At 70.1% G+C, this 18,335-nt stretch carries 18 protein-coding genes; 8 read left to right on the forward strand and 10 right to left on the reverse strand.

Annotated elements, in window-relative coordinates; translation table 11 throughout:
- Positions 1-178: 178 nt before the first annotated feature.
- The 5 genes from GA0070607_RS23730 to GA0070607_RS23750 all read right to left on the reverse strand — a co-directional run bounded on the left by GA0070607_RS23730 (position 179) and on the right by GA0070607_RS23750 (position 4,678).
- A complete protein-coding gene (locus GA0070607_RS23730; RefSeq protein ID WP_089020146.1) occupies positions 179-1,357 on the reverse strand; it encodes a low temperature requirement protein A in 1,179 nt (392 codons plus the stop codon).
- Between the two features lie 268 nt (positions 1,358-1,625).
- Positions 1,626-1,853 carry an IS3 family transposase gene (locus GA0070607_RS23735; RefSeq protein WP_089020147.1) on the reverse strand — a complete coding sequence of 76 codons (228 nt, stop codon included), beginning with the start codon at positions 1,851-1,853 and terminating at the stop codon, positions 1,626-1,628.
- Between the two features lie 189 nt (positions 1,854-2,042).
- The gene (locus GA0070607_RS23740) at positions 2,043-2,591 is read right to left on the reverse strand and encodes an isochorismatase family protein (protein WP_089020148.1); all 549 of its coding nucleotides are present in this window, start codon (positions 2,589-2,591) and stop codon (positions 2,043-2,045) included.
- A gap of 153 nt (positions 2,592-2,744) precedes the next feature.
- Entirely contained in the window at positions 2,745-3,407 is a 663-nt protein-coding gene (locus GA0070607_RS23745; RefSeq protein ID WP_231931199.1) for a response regulator, read from the reverse strand.
- A gap of 5 nt (positions 3,408-3,412) precedes the next feature.
- A complete protein-coding gene (locus GA0070607_RS23750; RefSeq protein WP_089020150.1) occupies positions 3,413-4,678 on the reverse strand; it encodes a sensor histidine kinase in 1,266 nt (421 codons plus the stop codon).
- Between the two features lie 155 nt (positions 4,679-4,833).
- Between GA0070607_RS23750 and GA0070607_RS23755 the strand changes: the two genes are divergently transcribed.
- The 3 genes from GA0070607_RS23755 to GA0070607_RS23765 are packed head-to-tail and all read left to right on the forward strand — an operon-like array spanning position 4,834 to position 8,158.
- A complete protein-coding gene (locus GA0070607_RS23755; protein ID WP_089020151.1) occupies positions 4,834-5,799 on the forward strand; it encodes an ABC transporter ATP-binding protein in 966 nt (321 codons plus the stop codon).
- On the forward strand, positions 5,796-7,367 hold the full coding sequence (locus tag GA0070607_RS23760) for an ABC transporter permease subunit (RefSeq protein ID WP_089020152.1): 1,572 nt from the start codon (positions 5,796-5,798) through the stop codon (positions 7,365-7,367). Before GA0070607_RS23755 ends, GA0070607_RS23760 begins: the two co-directional genes overlap by 4 nt.
- A complete protein-coding gene (locus tag GA0070607_RS23765) occupies positions 7,364-8,158 on the forward strand; it encodes an ABC transporter permease (protein WP_089022056.1) in 795 nt (264 codons plus the stop codon). Before GA0070607_RS23760 ends, GA0070607_RS23765 begins: the two co-directional genes overlap by 4 nt.
- Positions 8,159-8,206: 48 nt before the next feature.
- Here the strand turns inward: GA0070607_RS23765 and GA0070607_RS23770 are convergent, their stop codons facing one another.
- Positions 8,207-9,016: a metallophosphoesterase gene (locus GA0070607_RS23770; protein ID WP_089020153.1), complete on the reverse strand. Its 810-nt coding sequence runs from the start codon at positions 9,014-9,016 to the stop codon at positions 8,207-8,209.
- 88 nt (positions 9,017-9,104) lie between these two features.
- Between GA0070607_RS23770 and GA0070607_RS23775 the strand changes: the two genes are divergently transcribed.
- On the forward strand, positions 9,105-9,956 hold the full coding sequence (locus tag GA0070607_RS23775) for an NAD(P)-dependent oxidoreductase (protein WP_089020154.1): 852 nt from the start codon (positions 9,105-9,107) through the stop codon (positions 9,954-9,956).
- 124 nt (positions 9,957-10,080) lie between these two features.
- Positions 10,081-10,848 (forward strand): DUF427 domain-containing protein, encoded by a 768-nt coding sequence (locus GA0070607_RS23780; RefSeq protein WP_089020155.1) that lies wholly within the window; start codon positions 10,081-10,083, stop codon positions 10,846-10,848.
- A gap of 88 nt (positions 10,849-10,936) precedes the next feature.
- Here GA0070607_RS23780 and GA0070607_RS23785 read toward each other — a convergent pair whose 3' ends face one another.
- A complete protein-coding gene (locus GA0070607_RS23785) occupies positions 10,937-12,016 on the reverse strand; it encodes a hypothetical protein (RefSeq protein ID WP_157743235.1) in 1,080 nt (359 codons plus the stop codon).
- A gap of 42 nt (positions 12,017-12,058) precedes the next feature.
- Here GA0070607_RS23785 and GA0070607_RS23790 point away from each other — a divergent pair, with 42 nt between their 5' ends.
- On the forward strand, positions 12,059-13,363 hold the full coding sequence (locus GA0070607_RS23790) for a low temperature requirement protein A (protein WP_231930221.1): 1,305 nt from the start codon (positions 12,059-12,061) through the stop codon (positions 13,361-13,363).
- Here GA0070607_RS23790 and GA0070607_RS23795 read toward each other — a convergent pair.
- Both GA0070607_RS23795 and GA0070607_RS23800 read right to left on the reverse strand, forming a co-directional pair.
- Positions 13,256-14,578 (reverse strand): MFS transporter, encoded by a 1,323-nt coding sequence (locus GA0070607_RS23795; protein WP_231930224.1) that lies wholly within the window; start codon positions 14,576-14,578, stop codon positions 13,256-13,258. The two genes, GA0070607_RS23790 and GA0070607_RS23795, sit on opposite strands and share 108 nt — an antisense overlap.
- A 58-nt stretch (positions 14,579-14,636) precedes the next feature.
- On the reverse strand, positions 14,637-15,410 hold the full coding sequence (locus tag GA0070607_RS23800) for an AAA family ATPase (RefSeq protein ID WP_231930226.1): 774 nt from the start codon (positions 15,408-15,410) through the stop codon (positions 14,637-14,639).
- A 138-nt stretch (positions 15,411-15,548) separates the two neighbouring features.
- Between GA0070607_RS23800 and GA0070607_RS23805 the strand changes: the two genes are divergently transcribed.
- Positions 15,549-16,211 carry an MOSC domain-containing protein gene (locus GA0070607_RS23805; protein ID WP_089020158.1) on the forward strand — a complete coding sequence of 221 codons (663 nt, stop codon included), beginning with the start codon at positions 15,549-15,551 and terminating at the stop codon, positions 16,209-16,211.
- A 165-nt stretch (positions 16,212-16,376) separates the two neighbouring features.
- On the opposite strand, the gene GA0070607_RS23810 is transcribed toward GA0070607_RS23805, so the two are convergent.
- Positions 16,377-17,279 carry a helix-turn-helix domain-containing protein gene (locus GA0070607_RS23810; protein WP_089020159.1) on the reverse strand — a complete coding sequence of 301 codons (903 nt, stop codon included), beginning with the start codon at positions 17,277-17,279 and terminating at the stop codon, positions 16,377-16,379.
- A gap of 172 nt (positions 17,280-17,451) precedes the next feature.
- On the opposite strand from GA0070607_RS23810, the gene GA0070607_RS23815 reads away from it, so the two are divergent.
- Positions 17,452-18,309 carry an aldo/keto reductase gene (locus tag GA0070607_RS23815; protein ID WP_089020160.1) on the forward strand — a complete coding sequence of 286 codons (858 nt, stop codon included), beginning with the start codon at positions 17,452-17,454 and terminating at the stop codon, positions 18,307-18,309.
- The last annotated feature ends 26 nt before the right edge of the window (positions 18,310-18,335 follow it).

An 18,335-nucleotide genomic window follows, 5' to 3' on the forward strand; every position in this document is an offset into this window, starting at 1 on the left:
GTGGTCAAACCACCTCACCTCACTGTCCGCCGGCCCGCCGCCGGTTTCGCCCATCGACCGAGACAAGGACGGCGTGGTGTGCGACAAGTCGGCCTCAGCTCGGCAAAAGGCGCAATCGGGGTCACGGCATGTGCCCTCCGCTACGCCGCGCTGCTCCCACCCGCGGCCTGTCACGATGTCACCCGGGCGGCGACGGCGCTTCGGGTGGACGCCTACGTGCGCGCGCGGCGTCGGCGACAGCAATCCCGGCCAGGACCGCCGTGGCGGCGAGGGCGGCCACCAATGGCGGCGCCAGGAGCATCGCCGGTGTCGCCGCGGCCAGCACGAGCAGCCCAATCGTCCGATCCCGGGACACGCGGCCGAACACCTGGTATTCGAAGAGAGCACGCCCGGCCAGGAACAGTGCGGGTCCGCCGAGGATGACGGCGACCCAGGACGGCTGTGTGTGCACGAGCGGGTGGGCGATGACAACCTCCTCGCCGACGGCGGTTACGACGATGCCGGCCACCATGACCACGTGGGCGTATACCGCCAACAGGCCGACGCGGAGCGGGTCGCGGGCCGCGGCAAGGGCTGCGGCCAACAACTGACCGGCCCGATAAATGTAGATCCGCCACAGCAGCACGATGGCCGCGAACGACACCACGGCCGCCGCGCTCCGGTCAGCCTCGAATCCGCTCCTGCTAAAGGCCAGCCCGGTCACCAGGATCAACTCGCCGAGCGCGATGATGAAGAACTGCCGGTAGCGCTCGGCCAGGTGCTCGCCAAGGATCGCAAGCTCTGCTGCCCTCACCCGGCCGAAGCCCGGTGTGGGCAAGCGGAGTGCGGTCGCCGTGTAATCCACCGCCACCGCCAGCGTCCACAGCGCCACACGCGCTGTGTCGTGTGCGAGAGCCCCCGCGATCCACGGCACCGCGGATATGCCGGACCAGAAGAGTAGCCGCACGAAGGTGCGCTGCGCCTCGTGGCCACGCAAAGCGATCTTGAAGTAGAGGGCCTGGCCGATCAGGATGGCGACGTAGGCGCCCGCGAAGGCCAGGCCCCGCTCGCCGAAGGCCTCCGGCACCGCGGCGGCCATCACCAGAGTGCCGAGCATGGACGCGATGACCAGCAGTTGTATCGACGGTCGCTGCGGGTCGAACCTGTCCGTTACTCCCGACGTGCGGGACCAGACCCACCAGAGGGGCAGCAGCAACACCAGCGTCTGGTAGGCACCGCTCCAGGTGAGATGATCCAGCAGCGCCTGCGAGAGCCGGGCGAGGGCGAGGACGAACACGAGGTCGAAGAACAGTTCCAGGAAACTTGACCGTGGATCCCCTGGTCTCCGCAGCAACTCTCGTGCCGCGCTCGTCGTCATCGGGCCGCCCGTTCTGCCGGCTTCACGCCGAGGTTAAGGCATTCGTACCACGCTGCGGGGCCTCCGTGTGCCGACACGGCGATCGCCAAATGGCCACTCCCGGGCCTCTGTGCAGGGCATCAACACCTGCGGTTCTTGATCCAGCTCTGACTCGCTCGCGCGGTGCCGCCCCAAAGGGCGCAACTGGGGCGCACAGGTGACCTGATGGTGGTGCGGCCGGCGGCCAGATGAGCTTCCCCCGGTTTGCCGGACTGCTCTTCTGTGATGGTCAGGCCGCGGCTGCGGCCGGGGTGTGTTGTCGTTCGTAGTCGATCGGGGACAGGTTGCCAAGGCTTGAGTGGCGTCGGCGCGGGTTGTACCAGGCTTCGATCCACTCGAACATCGCGTTGGCCAGTTCCTGGCGGGTTGCCCAGGGTCGGCGGTCGAGCAGTTCGAGCTGCATGGAGCCGAAGAACGACTCGACCATGCTGTTGTAGCAGTCGCCGATGGAGCCCATCGAGCCGAGCAGCCCAGCTGAGCGGAGCCGTTGCCCGAAGGCCCAGGACGTGTATTGCCTGGGTTCAACCGGTCGTTGCAACGCCTGCTGGTTGGAGCAACCGTAACTGCTCGTCGATTGCCTCGGCGGGCGTTCTCCAGCGGGCCGGATCAGAGGGCAACGGGGCCCCGGCGTAAGCCGGGAACCTGTCTAATCTCGCGAGGCCCGTTCCGGTGCCGCGAAGTCAACATCCTTCGTTGACAGAACCCGAACGCTGCGGTCGGGGAAGTCGATGTGCCGGTAGATCTCGTTGTGGTGGGCGATCGACTGGTCCGGCGGAACGAAATCTGTCGGTTCGGGGCGAATGGATGTCGTGTGCCCGTCCGCCACAAGCACCAGGTCGTAGCCGTGGCTGAGGGCCTGGCGCGCGGTCGTCTCCACACAGTTCTCCGTGGCGAAGCCCGTGACCAGAATCTCGGTCACGCCGAGACGACGCAGCATCGCATCGAGTTCGGTGTCCAGGAAGGCGTTCGCGGTCGTCTTCGTCACGATCGGCTCGCCTGTCTGTGGCGTCAGTTCGGGCAAAACGCCACCGCACTGTTGCTGTTGAATGGTGACTACCGGAACGCCCGAAGCGCGCGCCCTGGCGCTGAGGCTCGCGATGGTTGCGACTGTGCGCTCGGGGCAGTGCATGATCGACAGCATGTCGTCCTGCATGTCGATGACGAGGAGCGCGGGACGGTGTGGCGGTGGCGGCATGCGCAGACCGTAGCTTTGGAGAACTCACCGCAACCACCAACATCAGACGCCGTCAGTTTCCCAGCGGTGTGCCAGTTGCCAGAGCCCTGAGTTCCTTCGCCCAGTCCGCGCGGGAGCGGGGCAAGGGCAAGATATGCCACGGGAACTGACCCGTCAGCCCGGGTTGCTGCGCGGGATGACCAGGCCGCTCTCGTAGGCGACGACGATTGCCTGCGCCCGGTCCCGCAGGCCCAGCTTGCCCAGCAGCCGGCTCACGTGCGTCTTGACGGTCTCGTCGCCGACCACGAGCCGCTCCGCGATCTCCGGGTTGGACAGGCCTTCGGCGAGCAGTCGCAGCACCTCGGTCTCCCGTGGGGTGAGCACGCCGAGCGTGGTGAGGGGCAGGGGCGGTCGCGGGCGTATCCGCGCGAACTCGCTGATCAGACGCCGGGTTACCGTCGGCGCGAGGAGCGCCTCGCCGGCCGCGACGACCCGGACGGCGTCGAACAGTCGCTCGGCGGTGACGTCCTTGAGCAGGAAGCCGCTCGCTCCGGCGCCGAGGGCGTCGTAGACGTGCTCGTCCAGGTCGAACGTGGTCAGGATGAGGACACGGGGTCCTCCAGCGGCGGCGAGGTGCCGGGTGGCCTCGATGCCGTCCATCACCGGCATGCGCACGTCCATGAGAACCACGTCGGGTCGCCGCTCCCGGCAGATCCGCACCGCCTCCGCGCCGTCGGCGGCGCTGCCGACCACCGTGAAGTCTGGCTGTGTGTCGAGGAGCGCGGCGAAGCCGGCCCGGACGACCTCCTGGTCGTCGGCGATGACGACCCGCACCAGCTCGCTCATCCGTCCGTCCCGGCTGGCTCGACGGCGGTTGCGGCCCGTCGGTGATCCGCGGCTGTGACCGGGGTCGCCTCCCTGGGCAACGGCAGCACCGCGTCGACCAGGAAGCCACCGCCGTTCGGCGTCGAGCCGGTCCACAACTCGCCGTTGACGGTGGCGACCCGCTCGCGCATGCCGAGCAGGCCGTGTCCGACCTTGCCGGCGCGTCCGGGGGCCAGCCCGGGGCCGTTGTCGCGGACACGCACGCGCAGGGCGTCGCTCGTGTACGCCAGTTCCACGTCGACGGCGGCGCCGGGCGCATGCCGGCGGACGTTGGTCAACGCCTCCTGCACGATCCGGTACGTGGTGAGCTGCACCCCCGGATCGAGCGGGATGACCCGGCCGCGCACGAGCAGTCGCGCTCCCGCCCCGGTCGAGTTGCGTGCTTCGTCGAGCAGGTCGGTCAGCTGCCGCAGGCCGGGCTGCGGGGTGCGGCGCTGGCCGGTCACCGCGGGTTCCTCGGTATCGTCGCGCAGGACCCCGAGGAGCCGACGCATCTCGGTGAGCGCCGCCCGCGCCGTGTCGCCGATCGCGAGGAGGCGCTTCGCTCCGTCGGGCGGCAGGTCCGGCGTGGTCAGCCGGGCCGTCTCCGCCTGCACCGCGATCATCGATATGTGGTGAGCCACGACGTCGTGCAGCTCGCGGGCGATGCGGGCGCGTTCGCCCCGCGCCGCGTACGCGAGCAGGGCCTTTGCCATCGCCTGGCTGGACTCGTCGCGGACCGCGGCCTCAGCCCGCACCCGCACGGCGGCACCCGCGCCGGTTGCCCCGATGGTCGCCGCCGCGACGGCGAACGCGAACATCCGCCCGTCGATGCCGTCGCCCGGCGGGCCGAGGAGCGCGTAGACGACGAACGGCGGTGTGAACCAGGCGGCCACCGTGGCCCGACGGCGCCGCCCTACCAGGTACAGCGTGGCGACCTCGGCGACAAGCACCGCGATCGGCGGCCGCGGGTACAACGCCAGAGTGAGCGTCACCGCCGCCGTTGTGATCACGGCGGCCGACACCGGCCGGCTCCGCAGCAGTGCCACCGGCGCCGTGGCGCAGACGGCGAGGAGCAGCGCGGCTGGCAGCAGCGCGCTGGAAACCGCGTCGCGCAGGACGGTCTCGACCATCGCGGCGAAGCCGAGCAGCGCCGCGCCGGCCGCCGGCAATTCGGGCAGGCTGGTGACCCGTCCGACGAACCGCCCGATGGCGGCGGTCCGGCCGTGCCTTTCGCCCCGCATGCCACCATTCTCGCGGCCCAGCCGATCCACCGCGTCCCCCGGGTGTCCGTCCCCCGCGCGGGGGAGCCGCCGCCGCATTGTCACCCAGGTCCGGTCCCGGAGGACGGCTCTCCACGGGGACGACCGGGCCGCGCCGGCCGCCTAGCGTTACTGCCATGACCGAGCCTCCCCCCTGCAGCTCCGGCGTGACGATCGAGGTGTGTCGGCTGCGCAAGCGGTACGGCTCGACGGTCGCCGTCGACGACCTGTCGTTCACCGTCGCGCCCGGCATGGTGACCGGGTTCGTCGGGCCGAACGGCGCGGGCAAGTCCACCACGATGCGGATCATCCTCGGCCTCGACGCGGCCGACGAGGGCACTGCGCTGGTCGGTGGCCGGCCGTACCGAACGCTGACCCGGCCGCTGCGCACGGTCGGTGCGCTGCTCGACGCGTCCGCAGCGCACCCGGGGCGTAGCGCCCGTAACCACCTGCTCTGGCTCGCCCGGTCCAACGCAATCCCGGCTCGGCGCGTCGACGAGGTCCTCGACCTGGCCGGGCTAGCGGCGGTCGCGAAGCGGACGGTCGGCGGGTTCTCCCTCGGTATGCGGCAGCGGCTTGGCATCGCCGCAGCGTTGCTCGGGGACCCGGCGGTGGTCATCTTCGACGAGCCGCTCAACGGCCTCGACCTCGAGGGCATCCAGTGGATCCGCGGGCTGCTGCGGTCGCTGGCAAACCAGGGCCGGGCGGTCCTGATCTCAAGCCACCTGATGAGCGAACTGGAGGACACCGCCGATCACCTGTTGGTGGTCGGCCGCGGCCGGCTGTTGGCCGACACGACCGTTCGGGAACTGGTCTCTGCGGCGTCCGGGGATCGGGTCTCGGTCCGGACGGGCATGCGCACCGAGGCCATGACGACGCTCGCTGACGCGGGCGGGCTCGCCGCCATCACCGACGGGGAGACGGTGATCGTGTCCGGGCTGCCGGTCGAACGCGTCGTCGAGTTGCTCACCCGCCGCGGGGTGGCGTTCACCGGCGTGTCCGCGCACCGGGCGTCGCTTGAAGAGGCGTACATGGAACTGACCCGCGACGCGGTCGAGTTCGGGTCTGCCACCGGTGAACGTGACGGGCGGGATGCCCGATGACTACTGTGCACCGCCGCGCGGACCCACTACCGGACTCCGGGCGCCCCGGCTTCGGACGGCTCCTGCTGTCGGAGTGGGCGAAGCTGCGCTCGGTCCGTCGCTGGACGCTCGCCCTGCTGGCCGCACCGGTGTTGACCGTCCTCGTCAGCCTGCTGGCCGCTGCGAGCAGCGGACCCGGCAACCCGGACTCGATCGTCGAGGGCCCGGACGGTACCTGGGTGCAGGACCGGTTTCACTTCGTGCACCGCCCGCTGACCGGCGACGGCAGCGTGACCACCCGGGTCAGCGAGACATCACTCGACTTCCCGGCTGCTCAAGATGACGCACAGGCCAAGCAGATCCAGCCGCCCACGTGGACCAAGGCCGGGCTGATGATCAAGGACGGCGTGCGGCCCGGTGCGCGCTACGCCGCGGTGATGGTGACCGCCGGGCACGGCGTCCGGCTGCAGTCGAACTTCACGACCGACATCGCTGGTCCCGCTGTTGGCGCGCCGACCTGGCTCAGGCTCACCCGGGTCGGCGCGACGATCAGTGCGTTCCAGTCGGCGGACGGCGTCTCCTGGACGCCGGTCGGGACGGTGACAGTGGCCGGCCTGCCGCAGACCGTCGAGGTCGGGCCGTTCGTCACCTCACCGCCCGCATTCCGGGTGCAGCGGCAGTTCGGCAGCGGCACTGTCGCCCAACTCCCGACCTCCACCCGAGCGACTTTCGAGCGGCCCACCCTGGAGCCCGCCGGCGCCCCAGCTGCCGAACCTGGCGAGTCGGGGCGCGGCTGGCAGGACGACGAAATCAACGACGCCCCCGTACCGGAAATCAAGGAGCGAACGGCCACCAAACCCGGCGCCGCATGGGCCGGTGACCGGCTGACGCTCACCGGTACCGGCGACGTCGCGCCGCGAACGACGTCGGAGGACACCGTCGCGCAGGGCCTCACCGGCATTCCCGTCGGTCTGGTCGCGACCGTCGCGGTGGCGGTCCTGTTCGTCACCGCCGAGCATCGGCACGGCATGCTGCGCACAACGTTCATGGCAACTCCGGGACGAAGGCGGGTCCTGGCAGCCAAGGCGCTGGTCGTCGGCGCTGTCGCGTTCATCCTCGGGCTGGTGGCCGCAGTGACCGCATTGCTCGTCGTCGGACCGATCCAGCGGCAGAACGGTTACCTGCCCCCCAGGTATCCGGACTGGTCACTGACCGATGCGGCGGTGCTGCGGGCGGTCATCGGCACCGCCGTCGTTTTGACCGCGATCGCGGTCTTCGGCATGGCGCTCGGCAGCGTGCTGCGTCGTGCCGCGGGCGCGGTCGCCATCGTCATCGTGCTTCTCTTCCTGCCGCAGTTGCTCGCCACCGGGCTGCCGGGAGCGGTTGGGACATGGCTGATGCGACTCACGCCGGCCGCCGGCTTCACGATTCAGCAGACGACCCCGCACTACGACCACGTGTCGAGCATCTGCCTGCCCCAGGACGGCTGCGCCTACGACCAGTCCTGGGCCGGGCTCGCCGTCTGTTGCGCGTACGCGGTAGCGATGCTGGTGGTGGCGCTGTGGCTGGTCCGCCGGCGGGACGCATGAACACCCTGGACGCGGTCCGCGCGGAGTGGACGAAACTGCGGACGGTGACGAGCACGGTTTGGCTGGTACTCGCCGCCGTCGGGGGCACCGTCGGCATCGGGGCGGTGGTCATGGCCGCGGCCAGCACCAGCAGGTGCCCGACGCCGTCGACCTGCTTCGAGGACCTGCCGAAGCTCAGCCTCACCGGTGCCGGGTACGGCCAGATCGCTGTGGTCGTGCTGGCCGTGCTCATGATGAGCGAGGAGTACGGCACGCGCACGATTGGCGCCACCCTGGCCGCGGTGCCGCGCCGGTGGCGGGTGTACCTGAGCAAGGCGGTCGTCCTCACCGGCGTGGTGGTCGCCCTCGGCGTCCTCGGCGTCCTCGGCGCGCTCCTCGTCGCCCGGCAGGTACTGCCCGGCAACGGCTTCAACGCCGCCAACGGCTACCGTTCGCTCTCGCTGGCCGACGAGCCGACGCTGCGGGCGGTGTACGGCACCATGCTGTACCTCGCTCTGGTGGCGCTGCTGAGCTACGGCGTCGCCGCTGTGCTACGCGACACCGCTGGGTCCATCGCCACGATGCTCATCCTGCTGTACACCGGGCCGATCCTGAGCGCGGTGGTCACGGACGCTCAGTGGCTGAAGCGCATAGACCGGATCTCACCGATGTCCGCCGGTCTGAAGATCCAGGCGACGAGGGCGCTGGAGTCGCTGACGATCGGACCTTGGCAGGGCCTGGGCGTCCTGGCCCTGTGGGCGGCGGGCGCCCTGCTGATCGGCCTGCTGTCGCTGCAGCTGCGCGATGCGTGATCCGACGACCCACCGAAGGATCCGGGGGGAGACCGACGGGAGGGGCGTCTATCCGCCATCGAGTCGGGTGACCAGGACCCGGCCGCCCTCGTACACTCCGCCGTCGATGGCGAGGACACGGCCGTCGGCGTACCGCAGGGCCTCGCGCACCTCGCCGGGGGCCACCCCGAAGTGCTTGGTGAGCGTGCTGTGTCCGTGCACCAGCACCTCGCCACCGTACGTGCCGAGCATGGTGGCCACCGGGTCGTCCGGCTTGGCCGGCTCGCTGTCCCGGAACGCGCCACGGTCGCTGATCTGCCCGCAGAACGCCAGCCAACCGGGGGCGTCCCGGCGGGCGAGCGCCTCCGCGATCCCGGCGTTGACGGCGGCGACACTGTCGCCGAACTCCAGGTAGCGGGTGGTGTCGGAGTGCACCAGCAGGTAGTTGTCGACCACCGCCATCGCCGGCCGGGAGACAATCCACGAGATGTGCTCGTCCCCGAGCCGGCGCAGGTCGTCATCTCGACCGCCGAATCGCGCCCAGCCACCCCGGAAGCCGTCCTCCTGCAGCCAACCGGGCACCGTGCTGGTGCCGAAGAGGTACGCCGCCAGCAACTGCACCTCGTGATTGCCCAGCAGCGCCTGCACCTGGCCGCCGGCCGCGGCGGCCTGCACGGTCAGCTGCCGTACGTCGTCGATGACCCCGATGCCGTCGGGCCCGCGGTCGACGTAGTCACCGAGCAGCCACAGCCGCGCGTCTGCGCCGGACCAGTGCCCGGCCCCGTCGGTGAGGCCGGCATCGTGCAGCGCGTTTCGCATTTCGGCACGGTGGCCATGCACGTCGGCGACCACGAAGAGGGGCGTACGGTCGACAGTCACCCGCCGAACCTTACCCACATTCGACCGACGGGCGACGCCGGTGAGCGGGTGGGGCGCGCGCCGCAGCGGGTGACGTTAGGTTGTTCGGATGACACGCATCGGTTTCATCGGCCTTGGCCGGATGGGCTCCCTGATGGCCGGTCGGCTGGTCGCTGCCGACCACGAGGTGACGGTCTGGAACCGTACCGCCGACAAGGCAGCGCCGCTGGTTCGGGCGGGGGCGCGGGCCGCCGCGACCCCCGCGGAGGCGGTCGCCGGCGCCGACGTGGTGATCACCATGCTGACCGGCCCGGGCGCCGTGGACGCGGTGCTCTTCGGCGACCACGGTGCCGCCGCAGCGCTCCACCCGGCCGCGACGCTTGTCGACATGTCGACGGTGGGTCCCGACCACATCGCCTCGCTGCACGATCGACTGCCCAACCTGGACCTCGCGGACGCCCCGGTCAAGGGCAGTCTGCCGGCCGCCGCGGCCGGCGAGTTGGCGATCCTCTTCGGCGGCAGTGACAAGACCCTCGCCCGGGTACGCGACGTGCTGGAGGTGCTCGGCAAGGTCCAGCACGTCGGGCCACTGGGTGCGGGCGCGGCCGTCAAGCTGGTCGTCAACGTGGCGCTGTGCGGCTCCTTCGTGCTCGTCGGTGAGGCGCTGGCGCTGGGCGATCGGCTCGGGCTGTCCACCGAGACCACCTTGGCAACACTGAGCGGCACCGCCCTCGGCTCGATCGTGCCGCGGGTGCGCGCCCGGCTGGACAGTCCCGAGGCACCCACGCAGTTCTCGTACGGACTGGCCGCGAAGGATTTGAAGCTGGCGCTCGAGGCCGGCGCGCCGACGGAGGGAGTGATCGCCGCCGCGCACCAGCAGTTCGCCTCCGAACTGCCCCGGCTCTCCGAGAGCGACATTGGGGAGATCGTCGCGGTGCTGCGGCGGGCCGCGACGCGCTGATTGGAGGGCGGCAGGACCCGGGCCAGTGCGGGTCGGCGGCCACTGACATCGGCGAGACGCCAAGGCGTCCTGATCGTTGAGCCAATGCCCACGAATCGGGGCTGCCGCTGAACTGGAGGACATCGTGTCGGACTACCCGAGGGCGATCGCCCCGGACGACCGCGTTGAGGCGGTGCCCCGCCGTATCCGCGCCTACCTCGCCGGCGAACTGGTGCTGGACACCAGACGGGCGCGGTACGTGTGGGAGTGGCCCTTATACCCGCAGTACTACATCCCGGCCGCCGACGTGAACCGCAGCCTCCTGATCGACGAGCACCGCACGGAGCGGGTCCGGTGTGGGACCGGCCAGGTGCATGGGCTGCGGGTCGGCGACACGGTCCGTCCGTCGTCCGCCCGGTGGTACGGGAACGAAGACGTTCTGCCCGGGTTGGCGGACACCGTCCGGTTCGACTGGGCCGCCATGGACAGCTGGTTCGAGGAGGACGAGGAGGTCTTCGTACACCCCCGTAACCCGTACGCGCGGGTCGACGCAGTACGGTCCACCCGCCGCGTACGTGTGGAACTCGGCGGGGTCGTGCTGGCCGAGTCGGCGTCGCCGGTGCTGGTCTTCGAGACCGGTCTGCCGACCCGCTACTACCTCAACCAGACTGAGGTGAACTTCGGGCACCTCGTGCCGTCACAGACAACGACCTCCTGCCCGTACAAGGGCCGAACCAGCCGCTACTGGTCGGTGCGTGCCGCGGGCACCGTCCACCCGGACCTGGCCTGGTCGTACTCCTTTCCCACGAGCGCGCTCATGCCGATCGCCGGGCTGATCGCCTTCTACAACGAGAAGGTCGACCTGACCGTCGACGGGGAACGACTCGCCCGGCCGAAGACGCACTTCTCCTGATCGGGCCTGTCGACAATCGCCCGCCCGGCCGGGTCCAGCCGGATGGTGACGGTAGCGCGACGGCGCCATCGCCGAGGAGTGCCTCTGGTCAGCGAATCTTCCCGGAGCTGCGACTCACCATCAATCCGGTGGCGTCGACAACCTCGAAGTCGCTGCCGCGCAGAGCGTCAAGCGTGTGCAGCGCGTCGTTGTCCCATCGCCTGTCGGGTGCCCCGGAGATGAACCACGCCGAGCCGTGGTCGGCGACGATGACGCCGTACCGCTGCATTGCCTCGGCGACGATCCTGGCCTGCTTCGGCAGCCGGGTGACGTCGACAGAGCGCTTGAGCCGCAGTCGTTGACCCAACTGGGGCAGTGAAGCGTCCTTGTTGCCGGATGCGGAGTGCGACGCCGGCCAGGTCCACCCGCTGCGGGTGCGTGGCACGGTGACCCGGATCGCGTGGTCGATCCGCCCGGCGCCCACCTCGTCGTAGCGGACCAGGCCGGCGAGGATCGAGAGTCCGGCGGCGTCGGCGGAGGTCCAACCGGCCGGCCGCATGCGGTTGGAGCGCAGGTCGAAGACCGCCCCGGATCCCGCTCGCCAGCCCTTTCCGGCCGGGTGGGCGTCGAAGAGCTCGTACGCGCGGCACGCGTCGCGGTCCCAGACGATGACGTGCCGGTCACCGTCGCCGCGCGGCCCGCCCTCTACCGCTGCGTCCGGCGGGATCGGATAGGGCCCGGGGTCGCTCTCGTCGCCGTAGGAGAAGGTGACCGGTACGCGTCGCTGCCCGGCGCCGACGACGGTGACCGGGATGCCGATCGGTGCGCCCTGCCATGTGCCGGCGCCGAAGTCGGCGTGCACGGCGGCGGCCGGGCCGATGCTGCCGATGATGGCCGCCGAGCGGGAGTGCACGGGCAGCCGGGAGACGTCGGCGTGCCACACGTTGTCGGCGGGGAACACGGGGCACGCCGAGACGGGCGGGCGCGGGCGGGCGCCGATGCCGGTCCGTGCGGACGCGCTCGGCGACGGTACGGTCGGCGCGGCGCTCTGCGCCCCCGCCGTCCCCGGGGCGGGAACGCTGGAGGTGGGCGCGGCGGTGGTCGTCCGCTGCGGAGTCCCACAACCGGCCATCAGGATGACGGACAGCGTTGCGACGACGCCGGCGCGGCGCGGGATCGGTGCGAGCATCTCGCGCATCCTGCCTCAACGGTGGTGACAGCGTCCATCACAGTGCCCTCCGCGCCGCGTTCTATCCGTGGGCGGCACGGCGACGTGGTACGACTGCTTCAGCGACAAGCTGACGAAGCGGGCGGGCCGGTGACGACGAACAGAGTGGCCAATCTGCTGCGTCGGCGTGAGAGTCCGCAGCGGCCGACGTTCCTCGAGCTGTTCTTCGATCTCGTGTTCGTCTTCGCGCTCACCCGGATCGTGCACGAGTTGGTGCTGGACTACAGCAGGGATCACGTCGCCGAGACGTTGTCCACTTCTCTCTCGGAAAACGGCGAGACTCTGCTGCTGCTGTTGGCCGTCTGGTGGATCTGGACCCAGACGGCGTGGGTGACAAGCAAATTCGACCCGTTCCAGCCGGCGATCCAGTTCGTTGTCCTCGCGACGATGCTCGGGAGTCTGTTCCTGGCGGTCGCGATATCCGGGGCTCTCGCCGAGACCGGCCTGCTCTTCGCGAGCACGTACGTCGCGATCCAGGTGGGCCGCACCCTCTTCTTCGTCCTTACCCTGCGGGGCAACGTCCTGCGCCGCGTGAACATGCTGGCGCTCGTCTGGTTCGCGGCGTCGGCGGTGCCGTGGCTCGCCGGAGCCTTGGCACCGGGGGAGGTGACGCGCAATGCGCTGTGGGCGCTGGCCCTGGCGATCGACTACCTGGGGGGCAGATTCGGCTGGCCGGTACCGGGGCTGGGTCGCGCGCAGGTGTCCCCGTGGGCGGTCGCGGGCGAGCACCTGGCCGAACGCTACTGGCAGCTCGTCATCGTCGCGCTCGGTGAGACGATCCTGACTTCCGGCTCGAGTCTTCTACGCGGTCCGATCGTGGCCGAACGAACATGGGCCCTGACCTTGTCGTTCCTCACCACGGTGTTGCTGTGGCGGATCTACTTCTACCGAGCCGGCCAGATCCTGGGCGAGGCCATCGAGGCGTCCGCCGACCCCGGCCGGCTCGGTCGGTCGGCCGAGTTGTCCCACCTGCTCATGGTGGCCGGCATCCTCGCGACCTCAGCCGGTTTCGAGCTCGTCCTGATGGATCCATCCGGACACGCCAGACCCGCCTGGGTCGGCGCCATCCTCGGCGGGCCCGCGCTCTACCTCGCCGGGCGCTCAGTATTCGAGTACGTGGCCTTCGCCCGCGTGTCCCGGCCACGGCCGATCGGGATCGTCGTCCTCGCGGCCATGGCGCCGGTGATGGTCGGCCTGCCGTCACTCTGGGTCGCCGCGGCAGCTGCCGCGGTCCTGCTCGGCGTCGCCGTCTCGGACGCGATCCGAGCCCACGGACGCCCACTGGAGCAGGCCTCGCCGCCCCGCTGAGGCGTACCCGTCAGCGCGGCTGGTGGGGGAAAGGTCGGTGGTCGGCGTCGGCCCGGCGGTGCGAGACCGCCTCACGTCCACGGTGAGCAGCGTGAGGGCGGCCAGCGTCAGCAACCCGCCGACGAGTGCCAGCGGGCGCGCTCCCGAGGTGGGCAGGAGCGCCCCGCCGAGCAGCGATCCCCCGGCAATGCCGGCGTTGAAGGCGGTGCTGACGCCGGCCGACGCGATGTCGGTGCTGCCCGGAGCCAGTTGCAGCATCCGACTCTGCACGGCGGAGCCGAACGCCGCGTAACCGAGGCCTATCCCGGCGAGGAGCACGACCGCGCCGGGCCGGAGAGCGCCGAGCGCGTACAGGCCGAACAGCGAGGCGGTGCCGATGCTCAGCGGCGTCAGAAGGGAAGCGATCGGCCGGGTGTCCAGGGTCCGGGCCGCGGCCAGGGTGCCGACGACGCCGGCCGCGCCGGAGACGAAGAGCAACGGCGCCAGCACCCCGTCGGCGAAGCCGCTGACGTCGAGCAGGAACGGTGTGACGTAGGTCTGCAGGGTCATGAAGCCGCCGATGCCGAGGGCCGTCGCGATCAGCAACAGGGCGAAGCGCCGCCCGTCCGGTGCGGTGCCCCGGGCGGCGCCGCCAGTGGCCGGCGGATAGGAGGGAAGGAGGACGAGCACCACGGTGGCGATCGCCAGACCGACCCCGGCCAGCACCGCGAACGCCACGCGCCAACCCGCCTGCTGCCCGAGCCAGGTGCCGAGGGGTACGCCCAGCACCGGGGCGAGCGTCGCCCCGGTCGCGAACAGCGCCACCACCCGGCCGCGCACCGCGACCGGGAAGGGTCCGGTCACGGTCGCCGTGGCGATGGACCAGAACAGCGCCTGGGCGAGCGCTGTCACGACGCGGGAGCCGGCGAGCACGGCGTACGTCGGCGCGAGCGCGGAGGTGGCGTTCGCGGCGGCGAACAGGAGCATCGTGACACCGAGCAGTTGACGCCTGGGTACCCGCTGGGTCAGCCGGGCCAGCGGCACGGACGCCAGCACGACCACGACGGCGTATCCGCTGACCAGGAGGCCCACCTGTGTGCGGGACCGGTCGAGGTCGGGTGCGATGTGGGTCAGCAGGCCGACGGGCAGCAGTTCGGTCGTGATGAACGCGAACGCGGCGAGGGAGAGCGCGACGAGCACGGCCCTGGCCCTTCGCGGCGATACCTCCGGCGCCACCGCCCACCCCCTTCATGGTCACCGTAATCGAGAGTCAGCCTGCACTACCCAGCCTGGGTCAGCTGTCGTCGTTGAACAGGTGGTGCAGGTACCGCTGCGGGCTCGCCAGGAACGATCGGGTCAGCAGCACCGGTTGTGCGTCGTCGTAGTCGACGTGGCTGATGGTGCCGCTGCCTTCGATTTGCAGGATTCGGGCGTGCGGAACGGCCAGCAGGATGGGGGAGTGGGTGGCGATGATGAACTGTGAGCCAGCCTGGACCAGGTCGTGGATGCGGGTGAGCAGCGCCAGACAGCCATGGACGGACAGGGCAGCTTCCGGCTCGTCGAGCAGGTACAGGCCTCGCGGCTTGAATCGGTGAGTGGCCAGGTCGAGGAACGACTCGCCATGGGATCGTTCGTGGAGGCTGATGCCGCCGTAGCCGTCGGCCACACCGAGGCGGTCGATCTCGGTGGCCACGTTGTAGAACGACTCGGCACGCAGGAAGAACCCGGAGCGCGGCTTACCGATCCCGCGTACCAGTCGCAGGTGCTCACCGAGCGATGATTCGGTGGCCCGTGTGCTGAATCGGAAGTTGGTGGATCCGCCTTCGGGGTTGAACCCGGCGGCTACCGCGATCGCCTCGATAAGCGTTGACTTGCCGGTGCCGTTGTCTCCGGCCAGGAACGTCACCGCCGCATCCAGCTCCAACCGGCCGGCCGCCCGCAGTCCGGCGACGATGGGCAGTGTGAACGGATAGCTCGACGTGTCCATGTCGCCGTCCGTCAGCTCCACCCATCGCAGAAATCCGCCGCCGTCCCGACGCGAGGCCGACGCCTCGTCCCCAGTTGCCATCACGTGATCCCTTGCGCCGCTGTCCTGTCCACCGCCTCGACGGTAGGTGCCTCAGCAGGAGAATGTCCGAGGGTACGCCCGCTGCAAGTGGCGGGAAATTGCTCGGCGTGCGGGGGCACGGGCGGTTAGGTTGCCCGCGTGAGCAGGATTGTCTCGGTCAATTTGGCGGTGCCGGAGCCCAACCCGGCCAAGGGCGTTGGTGTCACGGGTATCAACAAGCGTCCGGTTGATCACCTGGTTACCGTGCGCGCGCCGGGACCCAAGACGACCGGGCTGCACAGCGGCCTGGTTGGTGACCAGATCTTCGACGTCGAGCATCACGGTGGCGACGACCAGGCCGTTTACGCGTACGCGCGGGAGGACTACGACTGGTGGCAGGCGCGGCTGAGCCGACGGCTGTCCAACGGACTCTTCGGCGAAAACCTGACGACTGAGGGGGTCGACGTCAACGGCGCGGTCATCGGCGAGCGGTGGCGCATCGGTCCGCGGTTGGTTCTCCAGCCGACCTTCGGCCGCATCCCGTGCGTCACGTTTCAGCACAAGATGGGCGAGCCGCGCTGGGTGAAGACCTTCGCCCGGGCGAACCGCCCGGGCGCGTACCTGCGGGTGCTGGAGCCCGGCGAGGTGTGGGCCGGCGATCCGGTGACCGTGGAGGACCGCCCGGCGCACGGGGTGTCGATCGCGAAGGCGTTTCGGGCGTACCTGACCGAGCCGGGGCTGCTGCCCGAGCTGATCGAGGTCGACGGGCTGCCCGACGATCTCCGTGAGACCCTCGCGGAGCGGCTTGTCCGGCGGCGGTAGCTCGTGATCGAGTGGCCGCGGTGATGTGCTGCTCGCCCAATAGGGGCGCTGAGCTCCTCCCTGGTACGCCTGCACGGGCGACACACATCCAAGTCCCTCCCCGCCAGATGGGTCACCATGTCGTTCTGCGTCGTACCCCAACGTGGCAGCAGCGCCTCCGACGGATCACCTGGATGTCGGGTCTCGGCGAGAGCGCGAGTGTTGGCTTGTGGTGCCGTCGACGGGCTGGGGATTCCATGATGCGAGGAAGGTGAGTGCCTGCTCTGTGGGGCTCGCTGGCTCCCACGTGTAGGTGATGATCGTCAGGTCGGGGTCGCCGGGCAGGTGGAGGGCTTCGCCGGTGAGTTCGAGGTCTCCGGCGATGGCGTGGTGCATGGTCTTGGTGGCGGTGTGGTGCAGTTTCACGTTGTGGGTGGCCCACAACGTGCGGAATGCTTCGCTGCGGGTGCTGAGTTCACCGACCAGGTCGGTGAGCACGCGGTCGTAGGGGTTTCGTCCGGCGTAGGTGCGCAGTGCGGCGACGCTGTCGGCGGCGACGGTGCGCCAGGCGGGGTAGAACTCCTGTGCGCGGGGGTCGAGGAACAGGTAGCGGACGAGGTTGAAACCGCCGGTCGCGCCGACGGCGTCGGCGAAAAGGGCCCGTCCGAGTCGGTTGGTGGCCAGAACGTCCATCCGCCCGTTGCGGGCGTACGCGGGGGCGTTGATGGTGTCCAGGACGCGCTGGACGCCCGGCCTCACTGGCGTCCGGCGTGCCACACGTCGGGGTGGGGACCCAGGTTTGGGCGCGTTGGCGGTTTCGGCCAGGTCGAACAGGTGGGTGCGTTCGGCTTCGTCGAGTTGCAGCGCTCCGGCGAGTGCGTCGAGCACCGAGTGGGAGACGCCGGTGAGGTTGCCGCGCTCCAGACGGGTGTAGTAGTCGGTGCTCATTCCGGCGAGCATCGCCACTTCCTCGCGGCGCAGGCCCTTGACGCGCCGCCTTCCGCCGAAGAACGGGACGCCGGCCCGCTCGGGAGTGAGGCGTTCACGACGGGTGGTGAGGAAGTCGCGGACCTCACTGCGGTTGTCCATGTCCTCGAACGTACGGCGCTGTCCGGGCGCGTAGGGAGGGTCTGGCATTACCGGGCAGGACCGTCACTGCCTACCGGCCGCGAAAGCGGGTTGGGTAGAGGTCAGGACGAAGACCAGGGTGAGCCGCAGATGCACGGTTGGCACGCCCGGTGAACCAGCGGAAGGAACCGGTATGGCTGCTCAGAACCGACTCGTCACGCTCAACAACGGGGTCGAGGTGCCGATCCTGGGTTTCGGCGTTTTCCAGGTCCCCGACGAGCAGACCGAGCAGGTCGTCACCGACGCGCTGGCGGCCGGCTACCGGTCCATCGACACCGCCGCCTCCTACGGCAACGAGGAAGCCGTCGGCCGGGCGATCGCCGCCAGCGGCATTCCCCGTGAGGAGTTGTTCATCACGACGAAGCTCTGGATCCAGCACACCGGCGAGGACACCGCCACGCGCGAGTTCGACAAATCCCTGCGGAAGCTGGGCCTGGACTACCTCGATCTGTACCTGATCCACCAGCCGCTGGGCGACTACTACAGCTCGTGGCGGGCGATGCAGAAGCTCTACGGCCAAGGGCTGATCAAGGCGATCGGCGTGTCGAACTTCTTCCCCGACCGGCTGGTGGACCTCATCCAGCACAACGACGTCACCCCGGCGGTCAACCAGGTCGAGACCCACCCGTTCTTCCAGCGCCACGGCGACCAGCAGCTCATGCGCGAGCACCGCGTGCAGATCGAGTCATGGGGGCCGTTCGCCGAAGGCAAGAACGACCTGTTCAGCAACCCGACCCTGACCGACATCGGCAGCGCGCACGGCAAGTCCGTCGCCCAGGTCATCCTGCGCTGGCTGACCCAGCGCGACGTCGTGGTCATCCCGAAGACGGTGCGTCCCGACCGCATGGCGCAGAACCTCGACATCTTCGATTTCGAGCTCAGCGACGAGGAGATGGCCCGCATTGCCGGCCTCGACACCGGCGAAACCGTGTTCTTCGACCACCGCGACCCGAAGATGGTCGAGTGGCTCGGCGGACGCCGGGTCGACTGACCCAGCCGGGCCGGCTGGTTGGCACA

It is taken from the genome of Micromonospora coriariae, assembly GCF_900091455.1.
GTDB lineage: Bacteria > Actinomycetota > Actinomycetes > Mycobacteriales > Micromonosporaceae > Micromonospora > Micromonospora coriariae.

Excerpts from the sequence above, each read along its gene's own strand:
- GA0070607_RS23730 (WP_089020146.1), bottom strand. The coding sequence starts at position 1,357 with ATGACGACGAGCGCGGCACGAGAGTTGCTGCGGAGACCAGGGGATCCA.
- GA0070607_RS23735 (WP_089020147.1), bottom strand. The coding sequence starts at position 1,853 with ATGGGCTCCATCGGCGACTGCTACAACAGCATGGTCGAGTCGTTCTTC.
- GA0070607_RS23740 (WP_089020148.1), bottom strand. The coding sequence starts at position 2,591 with ATGCCGCCACCGCCACACCGTCCCGCGCTCCTCGTCATCGACATGCAG.
- GA0070607_RS23750 (WP_089020150.1), bottom strand. The coding sequence starts at position 4,678 with ATGCGGGGCGAAAGGCACGGCCGGACCGCCGCCATCGGGCGGTTCGTC.
- GA0070607_RS23755 (WP_089020151.1), top strand. The coding sequence starts at position 4,834 with ATGACCGAGCCTCCCCCCTGCAGCTCCGGCGTGACGATCGAGGTGTGT.
- GA0070607_RS23760 (WP_089020152.1), top strand. The coding sequence starts at position 5,796 with ATGACTACTGTGCACCGCCGCGCGGACCCACTACCGGACTCCGGGCGC.
- GA0070607_RS23765 (WP_089022056.1), top strand. The coding sequence starts at position 7,364 with ATGAACACCCTGGACGCGGTCCGCGCGGAGTGGACGAAACTGCGGACG.
- GA0070607_RS23775 (WP_089020154.1), top strand. The coding sequence starts at position 9,105 with ATGACACGCATCGGTTTCATCGGCCTTGGCCGGATGGGCTCCCTGATG.
- GA0070607_RS23785 (WP_157743235.1), bottom strand. The coding sequence starts at position 12,016 with ATGCTCGCACCGATCCCGCGCCGCGCCGGCGTCGTCGCAACGCTGTCC.
- GA0070607_RS23800 (WP_231930226.1), bottom strand. The coding sequence starts at position 15,410 with ATGGCAACTGGGGACGAGGCGTCGGCCTCGCGTCGGGACGGCGGCGGA.
- GA0070607_RS23810 (WP_089020159.1), bottom strand. The coding sequence starts at position 17,279 with ATGGACAACCGCAGTGAGGTCCGCGACTTCCTCACCACCCGTCGTGAA.
- GA0070607_RS23815 (WP_089020160.1), top strand. The coding sequence starts at position 17,452 with ATGGCTGCTCAGAACCGACTCGTCACGCTCAACAACGGGGTCGAGGTG.